Genomic DNA, 18,368 nt, shown 5'->3' on the forward strand with positions numbered 1-18,368 from the left:
TTGCAACTCACCCACTTCGAATCGCACACCTACCTGGACTGAGCTTAACGGGGTTTCGCCCTACCGCCGTGACGAGTCGAGGTAGGGCGAGACTCTGTCGAGCCGTCAAGTGCACTTGAGCAGTGAAGTGGAGGAGGCCACGTCGTGGAGAACCCGCCTGGTGACGGTTGTCCACAGGCCCTCCGCGACCTTGCCCATCCTTGTCCACGTCCGGGGGGGGCAGACCGAATTCACCCTTCCAGGGATGGACTGGCCTTCAGAACCGGCTTGCTCGGCTTGAGGAACCCAAACGCGAGGCCTGCGCCAATACTGAGGCCGCCCCAAAGATGTCCCCAGTGCAACGACTCTCCCAACCAAAAATGGGCAATCAGAATTCCCGCCAGCGGCTGCATAAAGATCGTCAAGGCTACAAGATTCACCGGCGTTTCGCGGATTATCAGCAGCCATAGCACATAGCCGCCCGACGTGCACAGCCAGCCCATATAAAGCAACATGGCCCACGCGCTCGCCGGAAGCTGCGCCGCTGCAGGGATCGCCCGACTCCCTTCCAGGGCCAAGTTGAGTCCCGTGGCTGCAAACAAGCTTATCCCCACCACCTTGTATGGGCTGGCCGTGGCGCCTAACGGTTTGCCTAGGATCGAGTAGACGGATTCGCACAGAAAGGAGGAGATGAAGATCAGGCTGGCGAGCAGTCCAGTCCAATGGAAATCGGGCGCCCACACACGATTCAGCAGGGCCAAGCCTCCCAGGCAGAGCACGAATCCGACCCAGCTTTGAATGCTAATCTTTTCGCGGAGGAACAGAGCGGCCGCCACCGCGGTCAAGATGGGTTCGAACCCCATCAGCACCGAGGAGTTCCCGGCCGTGCCCATGAGATTTCCGTAGACCTGCAGCCGTTGGCCGAGGCAAAAAACCACGAGCCCCATGATCGCGCTGCGCACCAGGTTCCACCCTCGAGGACAAGGACCGGGCAACCAGCGCCAGGCGAGAGCGAACGGAATCGCCGCCAGACCGAAACGCAGGGTAACAATGCTCGAAAAAGTCAGGTGCTTCTCCAACTCCTTGTTGAAGGAGAGAATCCCGGCCCAGAACACGTTAAACAGAACCAGGAGGAGGAGATGGCTGATTTTCATGGGAAGATGGGAAGCGCTGCTGCCGAGCCGGCGCTAGGCCTGACGGGCCAAGAGGAATGCTTTCAGTTCCGCGGCCGCCTTGCCGCCGAAGCCAGGGACCTCGGCGATTTCCTCCACCGTGGCCACGCGAAGTCGCTGAACGGAGCCAAATTTCTTCAGGAGGGCCGCTTTGCGTGCCTCTCCGATTCCAGGGAAGTCGTCCAGAATGCTTTCCGAAATCTTCTTGATGCGCAGCTGGGCGTTGTAGCTGTTGGCGACGCGATGCGACTCATCCCGCACCCGTTGCAAGAGCTTCACCGCCGGCGAATCTAATCCCAATCGCAAGGGAGTCGCGTCTCCAGGGCGGTAAATCTCCTCGAACTCCTTGGCCAATCCGATCACCGGAATGCGCTCCAAACCCAGTTTCTTGAGTTCGGCTACCGCCATGTTGAGCTGTCCACGCCCGCCATCAATGAGGATCAGGTCGGGTAAATTCGACGCTTTATCGCGCGGCGCAGAGATGGTGTCCGCTACCGGCCCCGTCTCCTTGAGCTCCAGCTCCTCGGCGGAGTCAGACGTTTCCTCCTCGGGGTGCGTCACCGCTCCGGTAGCTTCACGCAGCAGCCGGGAGTAACGACGCCGAACTGCCTCGGCGATGCACGCGAAATCGTCCTGACCGGTGACTGTTTTCATTCGAAACCGGCGATACTGGGCGCGATTGGGCCGTCCGCGGAGAAAGCTGACAAGCGAGGCCACCGCCAGGGTACCGCTGATGTTCGAAATATCGAACCCCTCGATGCGCGCCGGAGCGGCGGACAGCCCCAGCACCTTGGCCAACTCCTGAAGATCGCGTTCCGGATCCAATGAAACCGGAAGCTTGTAGGGAACTCGCGTGAACTCCTTGGTCTTGCGGGTGGCTTTGCGAAGATCCGCGATGGCGTCGCGCAGCTGCGCCGCCTTCTCGTAGTCCTGAGCGACCGCCGCCTGCTTCATCTCCGCTTCCAACTGATCCGCCATCTCGCCGCATTGCCCGGAGAGAAACTCGCAGGCGGCGTTGACCTGTTGGAGATACTGATCGCGCGTCACGTTGCCTATGCACGGGGCGGTGCAGAACTTCAGGTTCCCATACAGACAGTGCTTGTAGTCCGCCTCGGTGGGCGTCAGGGGCCGACAGCCCCTCAGGTTGAACTGACGCCGCACCAAGTGCAGGGTCCGCCGGATGGCCCCCGAGTTCGTAAACGGACCGAAATAACGCGCCCCGTCCTCCTGTTTCATCCGGGTCAGCGTGAACCGCGGAATCGGATCGTTGAGGGTCACCTTCAGCAACAGGAACTGTTTGTCATCGCGGAAGCTGACATTGTAGCGAGGGTGAAACTCCTTAATGAGCTTCCCCTCCAACAGCAAGGCTTCAGGCTCACTGCGCACCACATGAACATCGAGATCATGAATGGCCTCGACCAAGGCATTGAACTTCACATCCCACCCCAGGCGGCGTGAAGGATGGAAGTATTGACTCACACGCTTGCGCAGATCCCGCGCCTTGCCAACATAGATCACCGTTCCCAGCCGGTCCTTCATCAGGTAAACCCCAGGTTTATGCGGCAGCTGGGACAGCTTGCTGCGGATATGATCCGTGGCGGGCATGAGGAAGATTCCGAGCAGATCACCGGCGATCAGCGGGCCAGCTCCGGATTCTCCATAAACGCGTAGCAGAGCATGTGTAGAATCCCCATCTGCGCATCCTCCACCCGACCGTAATGCGTCGAGTCGATCACGATCACATGGTTCGCCAGGTCAGCCATGCGGCCGCGCTTGGCCCCCACCAAGGCCACGGTTTCCACGCCATTGGCGCCGCACCATTCCAAGGCCTTGACGAGGTTGGGTGAGTTGCCACTCACGCTAACCCCGATGAAGAGATCCCCCTTTTTGGCATAATTTTGTAACTGCCCCGAAAAGATGTCCGCATACGAGTAGTCATTCCCGAGAGCGGTAATCCAGGAGACGTTGTCGGTGAGCGAGAGACAGCGGAAACGCTTCGAGAGCTTATCGGAAGCCCCCTTGCCGAGGTCGGTGATGAAATGCGACGAATTCGACGCGCTGCCCCCGTTCCCAGCCACAAAGATCTGGCGGTCCTGAGACCAAATCTCCTTCATGCGAGCGACAATCTTCTCGACGGCCGCCGCTGGAATGGAATCGAGCGCCGCCTTCTGAGCCTGAACGTAATCGTTAATCCACTTTTGCATGGCTGGATTATGGTGTAAGAGGACCCAGGGGGGAAACGGAAAATGGAACTTTAGGATGGACACCCTGTCACTCTCTGTCGGACGGTAGGATGCAGCATGTCGAGACCGCTCAATGAAATGTATCGGCGATGGCGGTTGCAGATCTTCTCGGTGACATGGCTGGCGTACGCAGCCTTCTACCTGACCCGCAAGGCATTCTCGGCGGCCAAAAACGAGCTGAAGCAGCCCGAGGTCATGGGGTTGACCAAGGGACAAATGTCCGCCATGGATGGATCCTATTCGGCGGGCTATGCGCTGGGCCAGTTCCTCTGGGGCACGCTGGGTGACCGCTTCGGAGCGCGGCGCGTGGTCCTGCTGGGTATGATGGCCTCCATCATTACGTCCATCCTAATGGGCCTCTCCAACACAGCTCTGCTCATCGGGGTGTTTTTTACAGCCCAAGGCATCTGGCAGGCCAGCGGCTGGGCGCCGCTGAACAAAAACATGGGTGAGTTCTTCTCTCAAAAGGAGCGAGGAACAATCATGGGGTTCTGGTGCACGAACTACGCCTTGGGCGGGTTCGTGGCAACGATCATTGCCAGCTACGTCGCCAAGCACTATGGCTGGCGAAGCTCTTTCATCGTCCCCGCCCTTCTCCTGCTGGTCGTGTGGGTGCTGTTCTACTTCCTTCAACGAAATCGCCCCGAGGATGTGGGCTTGCCCTCGATCGAGGAGTATCAAGGCAACCCCACCATGACGAGGCGCACCGATATTCCCGTACCAACGGTCCGCGAGCCGCAGGACTCCACCTGGAGCGTGATCCTCGACGTGCTGAAGAACCGCATGGTCTGGATCCTCGCCCTCAGTTACTTTCTCATTAAACCCACCCGCTATCTGCTCCTCTTCTGGTCACCCGTATACATCAGCGAACGGTTGGGCACCAACACGGCCGATTCAGGATTCCTCAGCAGCCTCTTCGATCTGGCGGGCCCGATCGGCACGTTGCTCGGAGGCTTCCTCTCCGACCGCGTTTTTGGTTCCAAACGCATGCCGGTCGCGGTTCTGGCATTGACCTTTCTCGCCATCCTGATGATCGCCTTTCCGTTCATGCCCCTGAGCCATTTCATGATGGGGGCCGGCATGTTCACCATGGGATTTCTAGTCTTCATCCCCGATTCGCTGATATCCAGCGCCGCAGCGATCGACTTTGGAACCAAAAAAGGATCTTCGACGGCCAACGGACTGATCAATGGCTGCGGATCGATCGGGCAAATGCTCGGCGTGACCCTTCCCGGCGTGGTCGAGTCGCTGCTCGGCAAAGGCCAGGACATCTGGCTTTCCATCTTCGTGGGGCTGGGAATCTCATTGGCCTTGGCGGCGCTGCTTCTCGCCCCGCAATGGCATCGCCTGCCTCCGAAGCCGGAAGCAGCCCCGGCGTAGCGGGGAGCGTAGCACTTCTCAGGTCGTCCCCTACAGCTCGGGTTGTAGGAGCCGACGTGAGAAGGCCTCGGCGAACGTTCGAACGACGTTGCGGCGTCACGAGCGATAGGCGGCACCGAGGACTCCTGACGTCGTCCCCTACAGTTCGGGTGTAGGAGCCGACGTGAGGAGGCCTCGGCGAACGTTCAAAAGACGTTGCGGCGTCGCGAGCAATAGGCGGACTCTCCTGACGTCGTCCCCTACGGCCCGACCCGCTCTCAGCGGGAGGGTTCGGCCGAAGCCTCAACGAGTCGGGCGCGCCAGAACCCGTGCTGCCCCAGCGGCTGTTCCGCGAAGGTCCACCGCTCGCGATCGCCCAAGGTCTCGACCACTCGCCCGAGGAATAGAGCCGGGGGAGCCTCCTCCCAGTTCACCAAATCGGTGCTAGACTCCAGGATCACTCCCAGGCCGCCGTCGAGCGGCCGATCGACCACCAAACGGAACATGCCCGGTGAAGCGGTCTCCAGGGTCAGCAGCACTCCCGCGCTGTTAGGACCCGCGAGTGTGGCCGGGGCAGAGAGGATCGTCCACGGGACATCCGCACGCGTGGTGAACAGCCCATCCCAGAGTTGCAGCGAAACAATGTAGCTGCCCGCAGCGGTAGGCACACCAACGATCCGTTTACCTACCGAGTCCGCGGTCAATCCCGGCGGTAAGCCCGACGCGCTGAGCACCACCGGCTGTTCATCCAGGTCCGCACAAGGGATGGCCAGCGCTACGCTCTGACCGACGGTGTGCTGCTGCGGCCCCGGGACCGTCAGCGTCGGCGCCCGATCCAAAATCATGCCCGGTTGGAACAGGGCCGTAGCCGGGATGATCTGCTTGGTGGTCCTAGCGCTGGACCAGCGCAACTCGCAACGGGCGTTGCCGCCGGCCTCATAGAATTCCAGGCGGATCGTGGCCGGAACGCCGGCGGTGAGGGCGATCGTGCCCCGATTCTCCACCGCCGAGGAATCCGTCCACCGATTGATGATCTGTTGGTTATTCACCCACAGCCGAACGCCGTCGTCGGCGGTCGTGTAGAAGGTATAGGTCTCCGTATACGCCGGCAGCACGGATCCCGTCCACCGAACCGAGAAGTTGTTAGCCGGAACGGCATTAGAAGGCGTCCCCGTTCCCCAGTTGAAGTTGACGGTCTGATCGACTCGTTCCATGAGCTGGGTGGTGAAGGTCTTGCCGCTGAAATAGCGTCCCCGCAAGCCCGTCGGACTAGCACCGCCAATGATCTGACGCGTGGTCCGGGCGCTGGACCACCGAAGTTGGCAACTAGCGAACCCGGTCGCCTCGTAGTACTCCAGGCAGATCTTGACTGGCGTGCCGGCGGTCAGCGCAACCGCGACGGTGTTCGTCGTGTTGCTGGAGGCAGTCCAGCGGTTGATGACTTGGCGGTCATTGACCCAGAGCCGAACGCCGTCATCGGCGGAAACAGCGAAGGTATAGGTTTCCGTGTAAGCGGGAATCACCGAGCCAGTCCATCGAACCGAGAAGTCATCGGCCGGGACACCGGCAGCCGGAGAGGCAGTCAGCCAGTCGAAGTTGATCGCCGTATCCTTGCGTTCCACCACCGCACGCTCGAAGTTGCGGCCGGCGTAGTATTGCGCCCTGAATCCCGTACGGTTCGGCGCCGCATCATTGTCCTGGATGGTCACAACGGCGCTGCCATCCGTGATCCGTGCCCCCTGAGGAGTGGTGAGGGTCACCAGAATCGTTTTGCTGGATTCCACCCAGTTATCCTCCCAGAGCGGGATACGAATGGATTGGATCGTGGTAGCCGGCGGAAATACCAGCGTCCCCGTCACGAGAGCGAAATCCTCGCCGACGATCGCCGTGCCCGCCGCCACGCTGTAATTGACTCGGGCCTCGAACGGAGAGGCTTGAGAGAGAGTCACCTGAACGCTGGCACCGCCCGCATCTTCACGCACCGCCAGATCGGCTACGGTCAGGTTAGGACAGACATCGCTCACCGCGAAACTACCCAGTGTAACGGTACCGGATCCATTGCTGTTCCGAACCTGGATCGAGTAACTGCCGGCAGCCAGTCCGGAGAACACGGGTGAGCTTTGCCACTGCGTTCCGTTTCGGCTGTACTCATACACTCCGCTTCCCCCGCTTACACTGACGGTCAGGGTGCCGATGCTCGATCCGCAGCTGGCCGGAGTTGTCGACGCTGTCCCAGTGATGGGTGCCAGCGTGCCGCCGTCGTCCAACTGACGAAGAAATGCGACCAGGTTGGCGAGATCGGTGGCGTTCAAGCTAACGCCGCTATGGGAAAGAATCGATTGTTCCAAGGTGAGAGCTGAACCGTCGTGAAGATAAGGAGCGGTGGCCCAGAGTCCGCGCAAGGTCGGGGTGTCGAATCCCGTGAGGACCGCACTCAACCGCTGACCACTGGTGCTCCGGATCGTTCCGATGTTGTGGAAGACTCCGAGAGCACTATCGGTATACTGGCTGCCTGAATGACACTGCGCGCAGTTCAACTGTTGGAAGACGGCCTGTCCCGCCACAGCGGCGGCCGTGAGGCTGCCATCTGGGTTGCGATCCGGGCTGTCGCCGTTGCTGGTCAAGGAAGCCAGGTAAGACGCGAGGGCGTCCAAGTCCGCGCTTCGCCCGGCTTTGGGATCGCCCAGCGGCTGGGAACGCGTGCCGGAGTGGAAGTCCGCGTCGCTCATGAGCCCGGTGCCGCCTGCGAATGCGCGAATCTGCCCCTCGAAGTCCTGCACCTCGTCAAAGTTGCCGGTCCAATGCAGCGGCCCCTGCGACGTGCCGCCGTGTCCACGCAGCGTGATGGTGTTGCGCAGCCCCTCTCCGAACTGGGTGAAATCCCAGACGCGCCCATCCTGGCCGCCGTCGTTGTGACAGGAGGCGCAGCTGACATACTGCTGGAACGCCAAGCGAGTGTCCCGCGCGTCGTAGAAGTGCTGCTTACCCAGCAGCACCGTCGGAGACAGCTTGTCGATTCCCACAGTATTCAAGGTGGCCAGCAAAGCGGGAGCCGCTTCGGAGCCGCCTTGCAGTGCGGTCAGATCAAACACGCTCACCGTTCGATCCATGAAGTTTTGCACAAAGAGGGTTCGACCATCCGGAGACACCGCCACGCCCTGCGGGGCCCGGCCGACGGAGAATCTAACGATCTCTCGCTTCGCCCAGGCATCAATCACTGCCACCTCACGACTGCCTTCCAAGGCGGTAAAGACGAAAAGGCCCTTGGGATCCAAGACCGCCGCGCTGGCGATGCCTGCATTGTCGAAATCCACCCGACCCTCAATATCCTCGACCCCGCTCGCGAGCAGAATACGGGAGGCAATGCTCCGCACACTCATGTCGTGGGTCAAATCTCCGCCGTTTCGCAGTTGCCCCCGCTTGATGTTGTCCTGCTTCGAGGGCACCCAGGCTGAAAGGCCGTCCGGTGAAACCGCCACCGCTCCCAGATAGTTGGGAATCCCCTTGGCCGAGTTGGAAGTATCTGGAGCTTCGCTGTGCTCCAGCACTGTCTTGCCTGCCACGGTAAATGCAGCGACGTTGACCAACAGGACTTCCCCGCCTTGTTTGACTCCCCCGACCGTCGTCTCGACCACCGCCGTGTCCTCGCCCGGCAGTCGGGGAGTGACGAAGCGGCTGACCAACAAACGTGTGCCGTCCGGCGACAAAGCCAGATGGCGAATGTCGACTCCCAAGGCCAGCGAACCAAGGACAGCGCCGGTCGTGGAATTCAATTTCAAAAGATTGCCAGTCGCTTCCAACGCGACATAGACCGCCGTACCGCTAGGATCCGCCAGAATGCCAAATGGACGAGATCCTCGGGGCAGTGCGATGGTCTGGGCCACGGTGAAATCCGGGCGTAGCACCGTCACGCTCGCAGATCCCGCATTGGCCACCCACACCCTGCCGTCCGGACTCTGGCTCAGGGTCTTGGGCGATACCCCTACCCCGACCTCGGACAGTTTCGCGCGGCTCACGGCGTCAAATACGGAAACCGTGTCCTGATCCGGGTTCACCACCCACAGTCGAGGTGCCCCGGTACCGACCGTGGCGTACAGCACGCTGCTCGACTGGCTGGGTTTGCCGGTGGCGAGCGGCGCGTGGACGCCTTGACGATAGCTCGCGGTCAACTCGCGGCCGGTATCGTCCTGCGCGGTAACCGTCACCAGAAATCGTCCGGGCGCAGCAAAGGTATGGGTGACGGCGGGAGAACTCGAAAAAGCCGTATCCGGTGTGCCATCCCCAAAACTCCAACGGAACCGCGGATTTCGTCCGCCAGATGCGGTAGCGGAAAGCCCGACGGCCGTCCCCGAAAGCACCGGACTGCCGCTCAGCGGCTGCAGGGAAAGAACATCGTTGATGACCCATTGAACCACGCTGGAGACAGCCGGCAGATTTCCGTCCGAGACCGTCACGGTCGAGGTAAAGCTGCCGGCCACCGTCGGCGAACCCGAGATCAAGCCGGAGGCGGGAGCGATGGAGAGCCCAGGAGGCAAGCCCGTGCTGCTCCAGGTCAGCAGATCCCCGTTGGCATCGGCGGCCTGCATCTGCAGATTCACGTTCAGGCCGAGGGCCCCCAATTGAGTTCCGACAGAGGTGATCACCGGTGCGGAGGGGAGAGAGAAGGCGTTGACGTGAACGCTCCAAGCCTCCACGTCCTGGTTGTTACCCAACCCTCCGGTTCCCGCTGTGAATCCAATCCAACCTTGGCTGCCGACCTCGGCGCTCAGGTCCAAGCTCACGGTCATCACTGGCGTGGTGGGTTTCGTAACCACCACCCCTTGAGCCGCGAAGACTCGGAGCTGATCTGCCGGGCCGTCGTAGTCTACCCACACGGTATGGCTGCCCTCGTTCTCCAGATCCCAGCCCGGGGTCCAGGTGGCGAGGTGGGTCTCCACGTTGCCGGAGCGCAGAACACCCAGATGGTTTCCATTCACATCGCCGACACCTTGGTAGTTGTCCATCTCGACTGCGAAACTTCGCGCCACCCCCGAGTATCCCAGGCCGCTGCCGGTTCCGCCCAGCGCGTTGGGACTATTGCCTTGAATGACAAACGTCATTCCGTCGGCGCCGTCGGCCGTTCCGTGAATTCGGAAAACCCAGCGGGTGCTGAAGGAGGTATCCGGTCCCAGCACAATCGGGTTGCTGAGGAAAGCCGATCCAGCCTGGTTCAGAGCATTCGGCGTCAGCCGAAGCGCGGCACCCGCGAGTGCCGCATTGCCGTTCAACGTCAGTCCCGCGGCACCGGTGAAGGTCGAATACGTCTGGCTATAGCTGGAGGGCTGCACAACCCAGGTGAGGGAGATGGTGTTGGTCGTCAAACCGTCGGTCAGGCTCACCTGCACCACGGCGGACCCCGCGGCCGTGGGGACTCCGGAGATCCGACCCGTCGTTGCATCCATCGTCAAGCCGGCGGGCAAGCCCGTGGCCGACCACTGAAAAACCGCTCCCGCCGGCCCAATGCCCGTCATCTGCAAGGAAACACTTTGGCCGATGTAGGAGGATTGATTTCCGGCCAGGGTGATCTGGACGGAGGCTGTCGGGTCGACCAAAATCGTCTTAGAAACCGAGTGGACCCCGGCGGCGTTGAGACCGAAGAGCATCCAGTAACCGGGGGTCATCACATTCAGGTTCGCGCGAGCCGTCAACTCATAGGTCCCTGGTGAAACTTCAGTGAAGGGAAGCGTGAGATAGCGGAGATCGGTGTTGACCGAGTGGGTGATCGCCGACATCCGAATGAAGCTGAACTTGGTGAGTCCCGGAGTGCCCGTGACGGTAAAGCGCGTGCCCGCGCCAATGACCTGCGGGCTGGTCGAGAGCACCGGCCGCGCAGCCAAGGTTCCGTCGGGGTTGAACAGCGGGGCCGGAGTGTAGATCTGGGCGTCGCGGTGATCGGCCGCATTCCCGCTCAATCCACCCCCTCCTGAATATACTCGACCGTCGGGGAGCAGGAGTGCCAACGAATGGTAGTTTCGCGGTACGGACATGTCGGCCACGGTGCGCCATTGCTTGGTCACCGGGTTCCAGATCTCCGGGGTCAAAATGGACCCGGTGTCGTTGAATTTGAGTCCTGACGTATTGCCGCCCATCACCATCACTTCCCCGTTGGGCAACACCACCCCGTTGGCAAACTGACGGGCATAGGTCATGGAGGCGGTCGGAGTGACAACGGGAGTGGGCCCCGTCAAATCGACCGTGTAGGCCAATGGACTGCTGGTGCCCGTTGTTGTGTCGCTGGCGTTGTTGACGGTGTTGGCTCCGCCGCCTGCCACCACAATCTTGCCCTCGTCATACATCACCCACGAACCTTCCTTAGGATAGTGGGTGCCCGGAACCACGGTGCCGGCATTGGCCACTGAGCCGCTGCCATCCGGGCTTACCCAGTGCATGGTGTCAGTCGGTCCGAAATGGAACAGCCGACCGTCCGGCGCCAGGAGCAGAAATGGATGCCAAATGTTGATGTATCCGGGCTCGTTCAGAATCGGATTCCAGTTGATGCCCGTCAGGCGGCTGTAGCCGGAAAGCTCGTCCCAGCGCTCGGCCGTCCCCGATCCGCCGCTGCCACTGACCGTCCAAACCCGGCCATTCGGAAGCGCAACGCTGGTGTTGTACCAACGTGGATCGTTCATGTCCGGCGTTCGAGTCCAGGTGTTGGCGCGCCAGTCGAAAATGCTCGAGCGAACCGTCGTGGCCCGGCCACCATTGACCAGCACGCGGCCGTCGGGAAGCGTGACGAGCGCCCCGCAAAACATGTCGTGGGAGCCGTGGTTGTATTCCACGAATTGTCCGGTGGCCGGGTTCCAGGTGGCCGCATAGGTAAACTCCGGCCCGGAGGGAAATGTCGTTCTCTGGTTCGAGGCGAAGGTGAGCAATCGCCCGTCGGGAAGGACGGCGGCCGATACCGGAATGTGGGGGGTCCACGGAATTACCGCGCTCCAATCGCCGAGGGTGATCCGTTCGCCCGGCGTTGGAACAGCCGCCAGCATGGGCATGGCCGGAGGCAGCAACGCCGCCACCTCGGCTGCAAAGGTGTCCTCTTGAACATGCGGATCCACGTCGGCGAAAACGCTGCGCTGGGGGGTGAGAAGCAAGCTGAGGCCGACGGCGGCAGCCGTTGGCTTACGGAGGTCTCTGAGGCGTGGGTACAACATAGGGTTTGGGTTGTTCTGATTCTCTGATTAAAAGGGGAGCGCTCGCGGTCGAAGCCGCGGCGGAAGTCTCGGCCACGACGGGTGCGGTCAGGGTCTCGTCGCTTAAGGTGCGGAGAAAGGCAACCAGAGCAGCGCGGTCATCCGCGCTGAGACCCAGACCTGACTGTGGATGCTTGGCTAAGTTCGGATCCAAGGTTCGGGTACGAGCCATCGGACCGTTGTAGTGGTCGATCACTTCTTCCAGCGTGGCGAAACGGCCATCGTGCATGTAAGGGGCGGTCAGGCCAACGTTCCTGAGGCTGGGCACCTTGAACTTGTTTCGGTCCGAAGCCTGCCTTGTGATTTCGAATCGGCCCAGGTCCTCGTCTCGCTCCGGCAACCCGTTGTTCATGAAGTCGTGGTTGGTGAACAAATTGCCGCCGTGGCAGTGAAAGCAATCTGCCCCGCGCAGGCCGCGAGCCGGATCGTGTTCGGTTGTGAACAGTTCCAGGCCTCGGCGTTCCTGAGCGGAAAGCGTTTCGAGTTTTCGGGCGGCGCGATCGAACTTGGAGTCCTGGGACACCAGGGTGAGCAGGAATTGCTCAAGGGCGCGGGCGAGTCGGCTGGCATCCAATACCCCGGGACCGAAAGCCCGCGCTGACAGGGCCCCATACTCCGGGTCATCCTTGAGCTTGCCCACGACGCGATCCAAGGTCTCGTTCATTTCGTGTCGATCCTGGATCGGCATCAACACCTGTTCCCGGAGACTCCCAGCTCTTCCGTCCCAAAAAAACCCCTTGGCCCAAGCCAGGTTGACGAGCGACATCGCGTTCCTTCGGCCGGGCTGCCCCTCCGCTCCCACGCTCGTGGCTCGCGATTCCGCAAATCCGCGCGTCTGGATATGGCAGCTGGAGCAGGACTGTTGATTGTTGCGCGAAAGTCGAGCATCATGGAACAGACGACGGCCGAAGGCCACGCCTTCCACGCTGAGTGGGTTATCGGCCGGCAGTTTGAAGCGCGGCAGCCGCTGGGAAACATGGAGCGGAAACGAAGTGGCTGTGGAGATCGCGTTGGAGGACGTCCCCACCACGGGGGCCACGGCCTGAAACAGATCGTCGTGAACCGACCTCACGACAAAAGACTTACTGACCCGGGATGCCAGAAGTCGGGCGGTTGGATCCCCAGCGCGTGAGTGTGTGGAGGGAACGCTGCGCGCGATCTCGCCGAACTCCAGGACCGCAGCGATATCCCAGCCCAGCCGAACCGTCGCCGAAGAATTGGGGTTCAGCTTCACCGGCAGCTCGACCCACATCGGCTCCGTCCCTCCGGCCAGGTGATAGGAGAACCCGGAGTTCTCGCCCTTGGGTCCGTGGAAGTGGCCCTCGACCGCACAGAAGACATAGCCCCCCTGCCAGCCCCAGTGCAGTCCGCAAACGTCCGGATGCAAGGGATGATCCGCCGGCCGGAGGTTGGGATCGCTCTCATCGACGCGCTTCGGCAAGCCCACCTGAAAGCGCACGGTCCGAAAACCCACTCCGGATGGCAATCCATCAGCTTTCGCGGTCCATTTTTGCTTGCCCGCGCTCAGCTGCACAAACCAGTCCTGCGATTCAAGCCACGTCCCATCCTCCCGCTGCAGGGCCAATCCCGACAGCAGCGCGTCGACACGACTGACGGAAAAACCGGCCAGGTTCGCCAGTCCGATCGGACGGTTCAGCACCAGCGGAACGCCGTTCCACTCCGGCTGAATTTCAAGCTGTAGCTGCCGCGGCGCGGCCCCCGCGGTGCCCAGAGCAATCAGCCAAGCCAGCGCAGCCGGAAGCATTCGACGGTCACCGACGCGTCGAACCAACCGGCTCATCACCATCCAAACTTCTTCCGCCCTCGCGATCACGCAATTCGAACACCGTAACCCATATAACATCGGCTCTTTTTTGGCCTATGAAACTACCAGGAGTCAAAAAGGGTTCAAGCGGAAGATGGAGTGGAACTTAGTAAGTCTTCAAAGAGGCGGCTTCGGCCCTGGACCGCGTCTCGCTCGTCGGAGCGTTGGGCCTGAGCACCTGCCTCAATTCTGGACAAGGCGTCGCTCCCCTATGGATTGCGCGTGGCATGCCACCGCTTTTCCTTCACGCCACGGAGTGCCGGCCCCAGGCATAGCCCAAGGTTCCACGACCAATTCGATGAACGTACGTTCGTCCGATTGGTCATGGGTTCTGATTCCGGAGTCAAAAGGTTGGAAATCAGTTCGTTGGGCGGATCCCTCTGGATCAAATGAGTGGATGAGCTGATGGGGTGGGCGGCAAGTTTTCCGTGACGTCCCGATGCCTTTCCACTCCTATCGGATCATTCGCATGAAACGGCGCGCATTTCTACGCGACTCGGTTCTCCTGACGGCGGGAGCTGGCCTTGATCCGGCTGATCTGCACGATTCTTCGGTTCTCACTGATTGAGTGCTCCTCCGCGTTCTCCGCGCCTCCGCGAGAAAAAGTCCCTCCCCTGACTCGGAAGGACTGCCGGAATCTCTCGCGGAGGCGCGGAGAACGCGGAGAGGAAAGAGTTCAGGGAGAGATCACGGTGCCGGCCTCGTTTCAGCAGTGGACTTCGCGGATCTCCCGGCTTCCCCTAGACAATACAGGAATTGTTCGCCCCGCAGGAACAGCTGATTCCCGACCAAGGCGGCCGAGGCTGAAAAGATGTCATCCAATCGATTCACCGCGATGATCTTGGGCGTCTCTCCGGTTTGGACCACGACGGTGATCCCCTCCCTCGACGTCACGTAGATCCGTCCGGAGGCGGAGACTGGGGAGGAGAAAATATCACGCAGATTCGCTAAACGGAACGGCTCGAAGCGTGGTTTTCCTGTTTTAGGATCGAGCCCGGAGAGGATGTTCTGATTGTGCCGGAGAAAGTAGAGTGTATCTGACTCGAACAACAACGACGGAACGTAAGGGGTGAGGCGGTTCAACCGCCAAGCGACGTGGTCGGTGTCGGTGATGTCTCCTTTGGCACCTTCCACGCGGATCGCCAGCAACGCCTGCCAATCGTAGCTATTCGCCGCAAACACCATCCCGTTCGCAGCGATGGGAGAGGAAACGACGTTGCGCGACAGTCCGCCGCATTCCCAAATAAGGCGGCCGGTCTCGAGATCATACCCACGGATGCGTTTCGTGGCGCTGACTACCACCTGCGTGCCAACCGAGGTCTCGACGGTAATCGGGGTCGACCACGATGTCTTTTCGTCACGGGCCGTTTTCCAAACCTCCTGCCCCGTCTCCGCGTCCAGCGCCGCGAGGAAGGAATCTCCTTCATGATCCCAATTCAGCAGGAGGCGTTTCCCGTGCAGCACCACCGAGCTACCTTCGCCATGAGCATGGAGCGTCTGCATCCGACCGTAGTCACGGCGCCACTTGAGCGTCCCATCGCGTCCGTAACTCACCACGCCGCGCGATCCAAAGGATGCGTAGATTCGTTGCCCATCGGTCACCGGGGAGGAGGAGGCGAGACTGCCTGTGACATGTCCCCCCTCGTGAGGAAACTCTTCTTTGATCGTTCGCTGCCAGACAATCGCCCCGGTGTTGCGGTCGAGAGCGATCAGGAGGAATCGGTGTTTCTGGCCGACGCCTACGTTGTCGTGGGTACCCGGAGCGTTGTCATAGACCAAATCGACAGGCTCACCGAAAGGCTCGGCCGAGGTGACATAGATGCGATCATCCCATACCACCGGACTGGAATGGCCCTTCCCGGGCAAGGCGCGTTTCCACACCACATGGTTCGTTTCGCTCCACTCCGTGGGCGGATTGGCGTTCGGAGCCGTCCCGTTGGCGAATGGCCCGCGCCACTGTCCCCACTGACCTGTTGCCGGCGTCGAAGCGGCCCCGGAGATCAGTGGCGCGTGGATCAGTGCGGCCAGGACAGTGACGACGAGCGCGCGTCTCACTCGAGTTCGTGCGTTCATCCGCTTCGCAGTGGGCAGGAGAGTGCTCATGATTGTCGCGGTTCAGCGGGACTTGAAACAACGGGTAACGGATGTTCGATCACCATGAATTCCTTCACCGGCCGACCGCCGATGAGATGCTCCTGGATGATGCGCTCGAGCACCTCCGGAGTGCACCGCTTATACCAGACTCCGTCCGGATACACCACCGCCACGGGACCCTCCTGGCACAGTTGCAGGCAATTAGCCTTCGTGCGATACACGGCACCCTCCGGCGCCGCGAGCTTTAGTTCCTTCAGTCGACGCTTCAGGAATTCCCACGACTCCAAGCTGGCCGCCTTGTCGCAGCATTTCGGCTTGGTTTGATCCGCACACAGGAACAAGTGGCGGCTGATCCGATCAATGCCCATCGGGTCTTCCATAAGCGGCACGGTTAAGTTGGGATCGATTTTTGCAGGAACTCGTAGGTGTAGATCCCACTTGAATGGCCATCTCCCCACACCGGTTGAACGCCATAACCACCGACGGGCAGCAATCGCACCAGCTGGAATGCCGGCGGCGCGAGGTGCGTGGCCGGTCCCTTGTAGAGGTTTCCCATGATATCCACCTCGCCCTTGCATCCGGCGCAAGGGCAGGCGCGTCGCAAGGCCTCCAGCTTGACGTAATGCTCGGAGCCATCCTGCCACTTGATGGCGAGTTCGTCCCCGATAACCTGCAGATCCAATGGTTTCATGGTGAGTTAAGGAAGTGAATAAAAGCGCCAGCGAGGCTTGAAGTCTGCGGGCAAGTCCTGCTTCAGCAGGCTCGCACGAATCATCTCAATGGGGATGGAGTTCTCCTTCAGGATCGCATCGTGAAATTGTTTGTCCGTCATGCGACCGGAGTCGACACACTCGGTGCGCAGGGAACGGATCTGCAACCCACCCAGGAGGTAAGCTGCCTGATACAGCGGGCCGTAGCCCCCCAGAATCGAACGGCGAACCTCCGCAGTCGCATTCCGTCGCTCGTGGCCAACCCGGTCCACCAGAAAATCGACCGCCTCATCGGCCGTCATCTGTCCCAGATGAAACTTCAGCGAGAAGATGATTCGGGCGCAGCGATGGGTCCGCCAGAACAGCATGCCGACCCGATCCTGCGCCGAGCGGGCAAAGTTGAGGTCCCACAGGAGCATTTCCCAGTAGAGCGCCCATCCCTCGACCAGGAACGGAGTGCGGAAGAGTTGTCGGTGCGTATTGAATCGCGCTGCCATGAACATCTGGAGGTGATGTCCGGGGATCAGTTCGTGATGCACGGTGGCTCGGCAAAAGTGCACATTGTTCCCCCGCAAACTCATGATCTTGTCCTCATGGTTCATGGTGTCGGTGGGGAACGACACCGAGATGACCTCGCCGCCGGTGAAGTACGGGTTCACTTTCTGACGCTCGGGAGTCATCATCTCCATTCGCCAGATCTCCTTGCACAGGGTGGGGATGGTTACCAGATCCCGGTCCTCCAAGAACTTGACGGCTTCCAAAGCCAGCTCACGGATGAGCTTCGGTTGTTCCCCGGGTTTCACATAAAGCCGGCTCACCTGGTCCAAGGCTTTGCGCCAGTCGTCGCCGAAGCCGAGATCCTTGGCCGCCCGCGCCCATTCCTTTTGGCACCAAATCAGCTCTTTCTGGCCGATCTCGATGAGCTCCTCGGGAGTGTAGGGAATCATGTCCGTCTCCAGTGCTTCGAGCAGCGCCGCTCGGCCAATCGGGTCTCCTACGAGCGGATCATCGGTTCCCTCTTGGACCCCGACCAAGTCCCGGCGGACAAAGGTTCGGTAGTCCTGCAGGCGTTGGTCCAGTCGGTCGAAGGGTTCTTTAACCCACCACGTGAACTCGGGATCATAACCCGCGTAGAAATCACGCCAACCGCGCAGCGTGTCGCGAAGCTCTTCCAACCTCCGCGCGGAGCGATAGGCGGCCACCTGAGTGACCACTCCATTAGTTCGCCCCTTGCGGTCACCGACTCGTCGGGCCAGCTCCTTTTGTAGCCGATCGCAGGCGGTCACCGCGTTCGCCAGCACCCCGGCGGCTTCGCTGGGAACCAAGAGCTCCATGCGTCGCCGCGCTTGCTCCAACTCCACGAGAGGTTTCGTGAAGGACAGCAGCTCGGCCATCTCCTTCTGCTGATCCTGATCGCGGGCGAGTTCCTTGAGTTCAAACTCCAGCCGACGTCGCATCATCAAGAAATCGAGCTGCGCAGCTCTCGTCAGGGACGCGTAATCGACGGCCGACAGTTCCTTCTGTTTGGCCAGATAGAAGGCGTTGAGGCGGTCGGTCCGTTCAGGGGAAACCGAGAGAGGATGCAATCTGCCCAGGGCAGCTTCATCGGAGGTATACACCTCAATCCAATCCCGCAGAGTGGCGGAGCCCGCCGCAGCGGGCATCGACCATTTGAACAAGAACAAAGACAGAAGGATGACCAAGGTGGCTCTTGGCCTGAGTAGGCAGAGGATTCGCAGCGGCTTCATATCGTTCAC

At 60.9% G+C, this 18,368-nt stretch carries 10 protein-coding genes; 1 reads left to right on the forward strand and 9 read right to left on the reverse strand.

Going from position 1 to position 18,368, the window contains the following annotated elements; genetic code table 11:
* Window positions 1–230: 230 nt before the first annotated feature.
* Genes JNN07_20880 through JNN07_20890 form a run of 3 tightly spaced genes read right to left on the reverse strand, consistent with a single transcriptional unit; the run spans window position 231 to window position 3,355 of the window.
* Window positions 231–1,133, reverse strand: coding sequence for an EamA family transporter (locus JNN07_20880; GenBank protein ID MBL9170202.1), 903 nt, complete (start codon window positions 1,131–1,133; stop codon window positions 231–233).
* Between the two features lie 33 nt (window positions 1,134–1,166).
* Window positions 1,167–2,756, reverse strand: a complete 1,590-nt coding sequence (locus JNN07_20885; protein MBL9170203.1) for an excinuclease ABC subunit UvrC — start codon at window positions 2,754–2,756, stop codon at window positions 1,167–1,169.
* A gap of 29 nt (window positions 2,757–2,785) precedes the next feature.
* Window positions 2,786–3,355 (reverse strand): SIS domain-containing protein, encoded by a 570-nt coding sequence (locus JNN07_20890; GenBank protein ID MBL9170204.1) that lies wholly within the window; start codon window positions 3,353–3,355, stop codon window positions 2,786–2,788.
* Between the two features lie 96 nt (window positions 3,356–3,451).
* Between JNN07_20890 and JNN07_20895 the strand changes: the two genes are divergently transcribed.
* A complete protein-coding gene (locus JNN07_20895; GenBank protein ID MBL9170205.1) occupies window positions 3,452–4,774 on the forward strand; it encodes an MFS transporter in 1,323 nt (440 codons plus the stop codon).
* A 257-nt stretch (window positions 4,775–5,031) separates the two neighbouring features.
* On the opposite strand, the gene JNN07_20900 is transcribed toward JNN07_20895, so the two are convergent.
* The 6 genes from JNN07_20900 to JNN07_20925 all read right to left on the reverse strand — a co-directional run bounded on the left by JNN07_20900 (window position 5,032) and on the right by JNN07_20925 (window position 18,359).
* A complete protein-coding gene (locus JNN07_20900) occupies window positions 5,032–11,943 on the reverse strand; it encodes a DUF1929 domain-containing protein (protein MBL9170206.1) in 6,912 nt (2,303 codons plus the stop codon).
* Window positions 11,912–13,783 (reverse strand): c-type cytochrome, encoded by a 1,872-nt coding sequence (locus tag JNN07_20905; GenBank protein ID MBL9170207.1) that lies wholly within the window; start codon window positions 13,781–13,783, stop codon window positions 11,912–11,914. Before JNN07_20905 ends, JNN07_20900 begins: the two co-directional genes overlap by 32 nt.
* A 711-nt stretch (window positions 13,784–14,494) precedes the next feature.
* Window positions 14,495–15,910 (reverse strand): PQQ-binding-like beta-propeller repeat protein, encoded by a 1,416-nt coding sequence (locus tag JNN07_20910; protein ID MBL9170208.1) that lies wholly within the window; start codon window positions 15,908–15,910, stop codon window positions 14,495–14,497.
* Window positions 15,907–16,281: a (2Fe-2S) ferredoxin domain-containing protein gene (locus JNN07_20915; GenBank protein ID MBL9170209.1), complete on the reverse strand. Its 375-nt coding sequence runs from the start codon at window positions 16,279–16,281 to the stop codon at window positions 15,907–15,909. The genes JNN07_20910 and JNN07_20915 overlap by 4 nt, the downstream gene beginning before the upstream one ends.
* 11 nt (window positions 16,282–16,292) lie before the next feature.
* Window positions 16,293–16,592: a DUF971 domain-containing protein gene (locus tag JNN07_20920; GenBank protein ID MBL9170210.1), complete on the reverse strand. Its 300-nt coding sequence runs from the start codon at window positions 16,590–16,592 to the stop codon at window positions 16,293–16,295.
* 6 nt (window positions 16,593–16,598) lie between these two features.
* Window positions 16,599–18,359, reverse strand: coding sequence for a DUF885 family protein (locus JNN07_20925; GenBank protein ID MBL9170211.1), 1,761 nt, complete (start codon window positions 18,357–18,359; stop codon window positions 16,599–16,601).
* Between the last annotated feature and the right edge of the window lie 9 nt (window positions 18,360–18,368).

The sequence above is a fragment of the Verrucomicrobiales bacterium genome, assembly GCA_016793885.1.
Lineage (GTDB): Bacteria > Verrucomicrobiota > Verrucomicrobiia > Limisphaerales > UBA11320 > UBA11320.

Bases quoted from the DNA above. Each gene is read 5' to 3' on its own strand.
- JNN07_20880 (MBL9170202.1), bottom strand. From the start codon at position 1,133: ATGAAAATCAGCCATCTCCTCCTCCTGGTTCTGTTTAACGTGTTCTGG.
- JNN07_20885 (MBL9170203.1), bottom strand. From the start codon at position 2,756: ATGCCCGCCACGGATCATATCCGCAGCAAGCTGTCCCAGCTGCCGCAT.
- JNN07_20890 (MBL9170204.1), bottom strand. From the start codon at position 3,355: ATGCAAAAGTGGATTAACGATTACGTTCAGGCTCAGAAGGCGGCGCTC.
- JNN07_20895 (MBL9170205.1), top strand. From the start codon at position 3,452: ATGTCGAGACCGCTCAATGAAATGTATCGGCGATGGCGGTTGCAGATC.
- JNN07_20900 (MBL9170206.1), bottom strand. From the start codon at position 11,943: ATGTTGTACCCACGCCTCAGAGACCTCCGTAAGCCAACGGCTGCCGCC.
- JNN07_20905 (MBL9170207.1), bottom strand. From the start codon at position 13,783: ATGAGCCGGTTGGTTCGACGCGTCGGTGACCGTCGAATGCTTCCGGCT.
- JNN07_20910 (MBL9170208.1), bottom strand. From the start codon at position 15,910: ATGAGCACTCTCCTGCCCACTGCGAAGCGGATGAACGCACGAACTCGA.
- JNN07_20915 (MBL9170209.1), bottom strand. From the start codon at position 16,281: ATGGAAGACCCGATGGGCATTGATCGGATCAGCCGCCACTTGTTCCTG.
- JNN07_20920 (MBL9170210.1), bottom strand. From the start codon at position 16,592: ATGAAACCATTGGATCTGCAGGTTATCGGGGACGAACTCGCCATCAAG.
- JNN07_20925 (MBL9170211.1), bottom strand. From the start codon at position 18,359: ATGAAGCCGCTGCGAATCCTCTGCCTACTCAGGCCAAGAGCCACCTTG.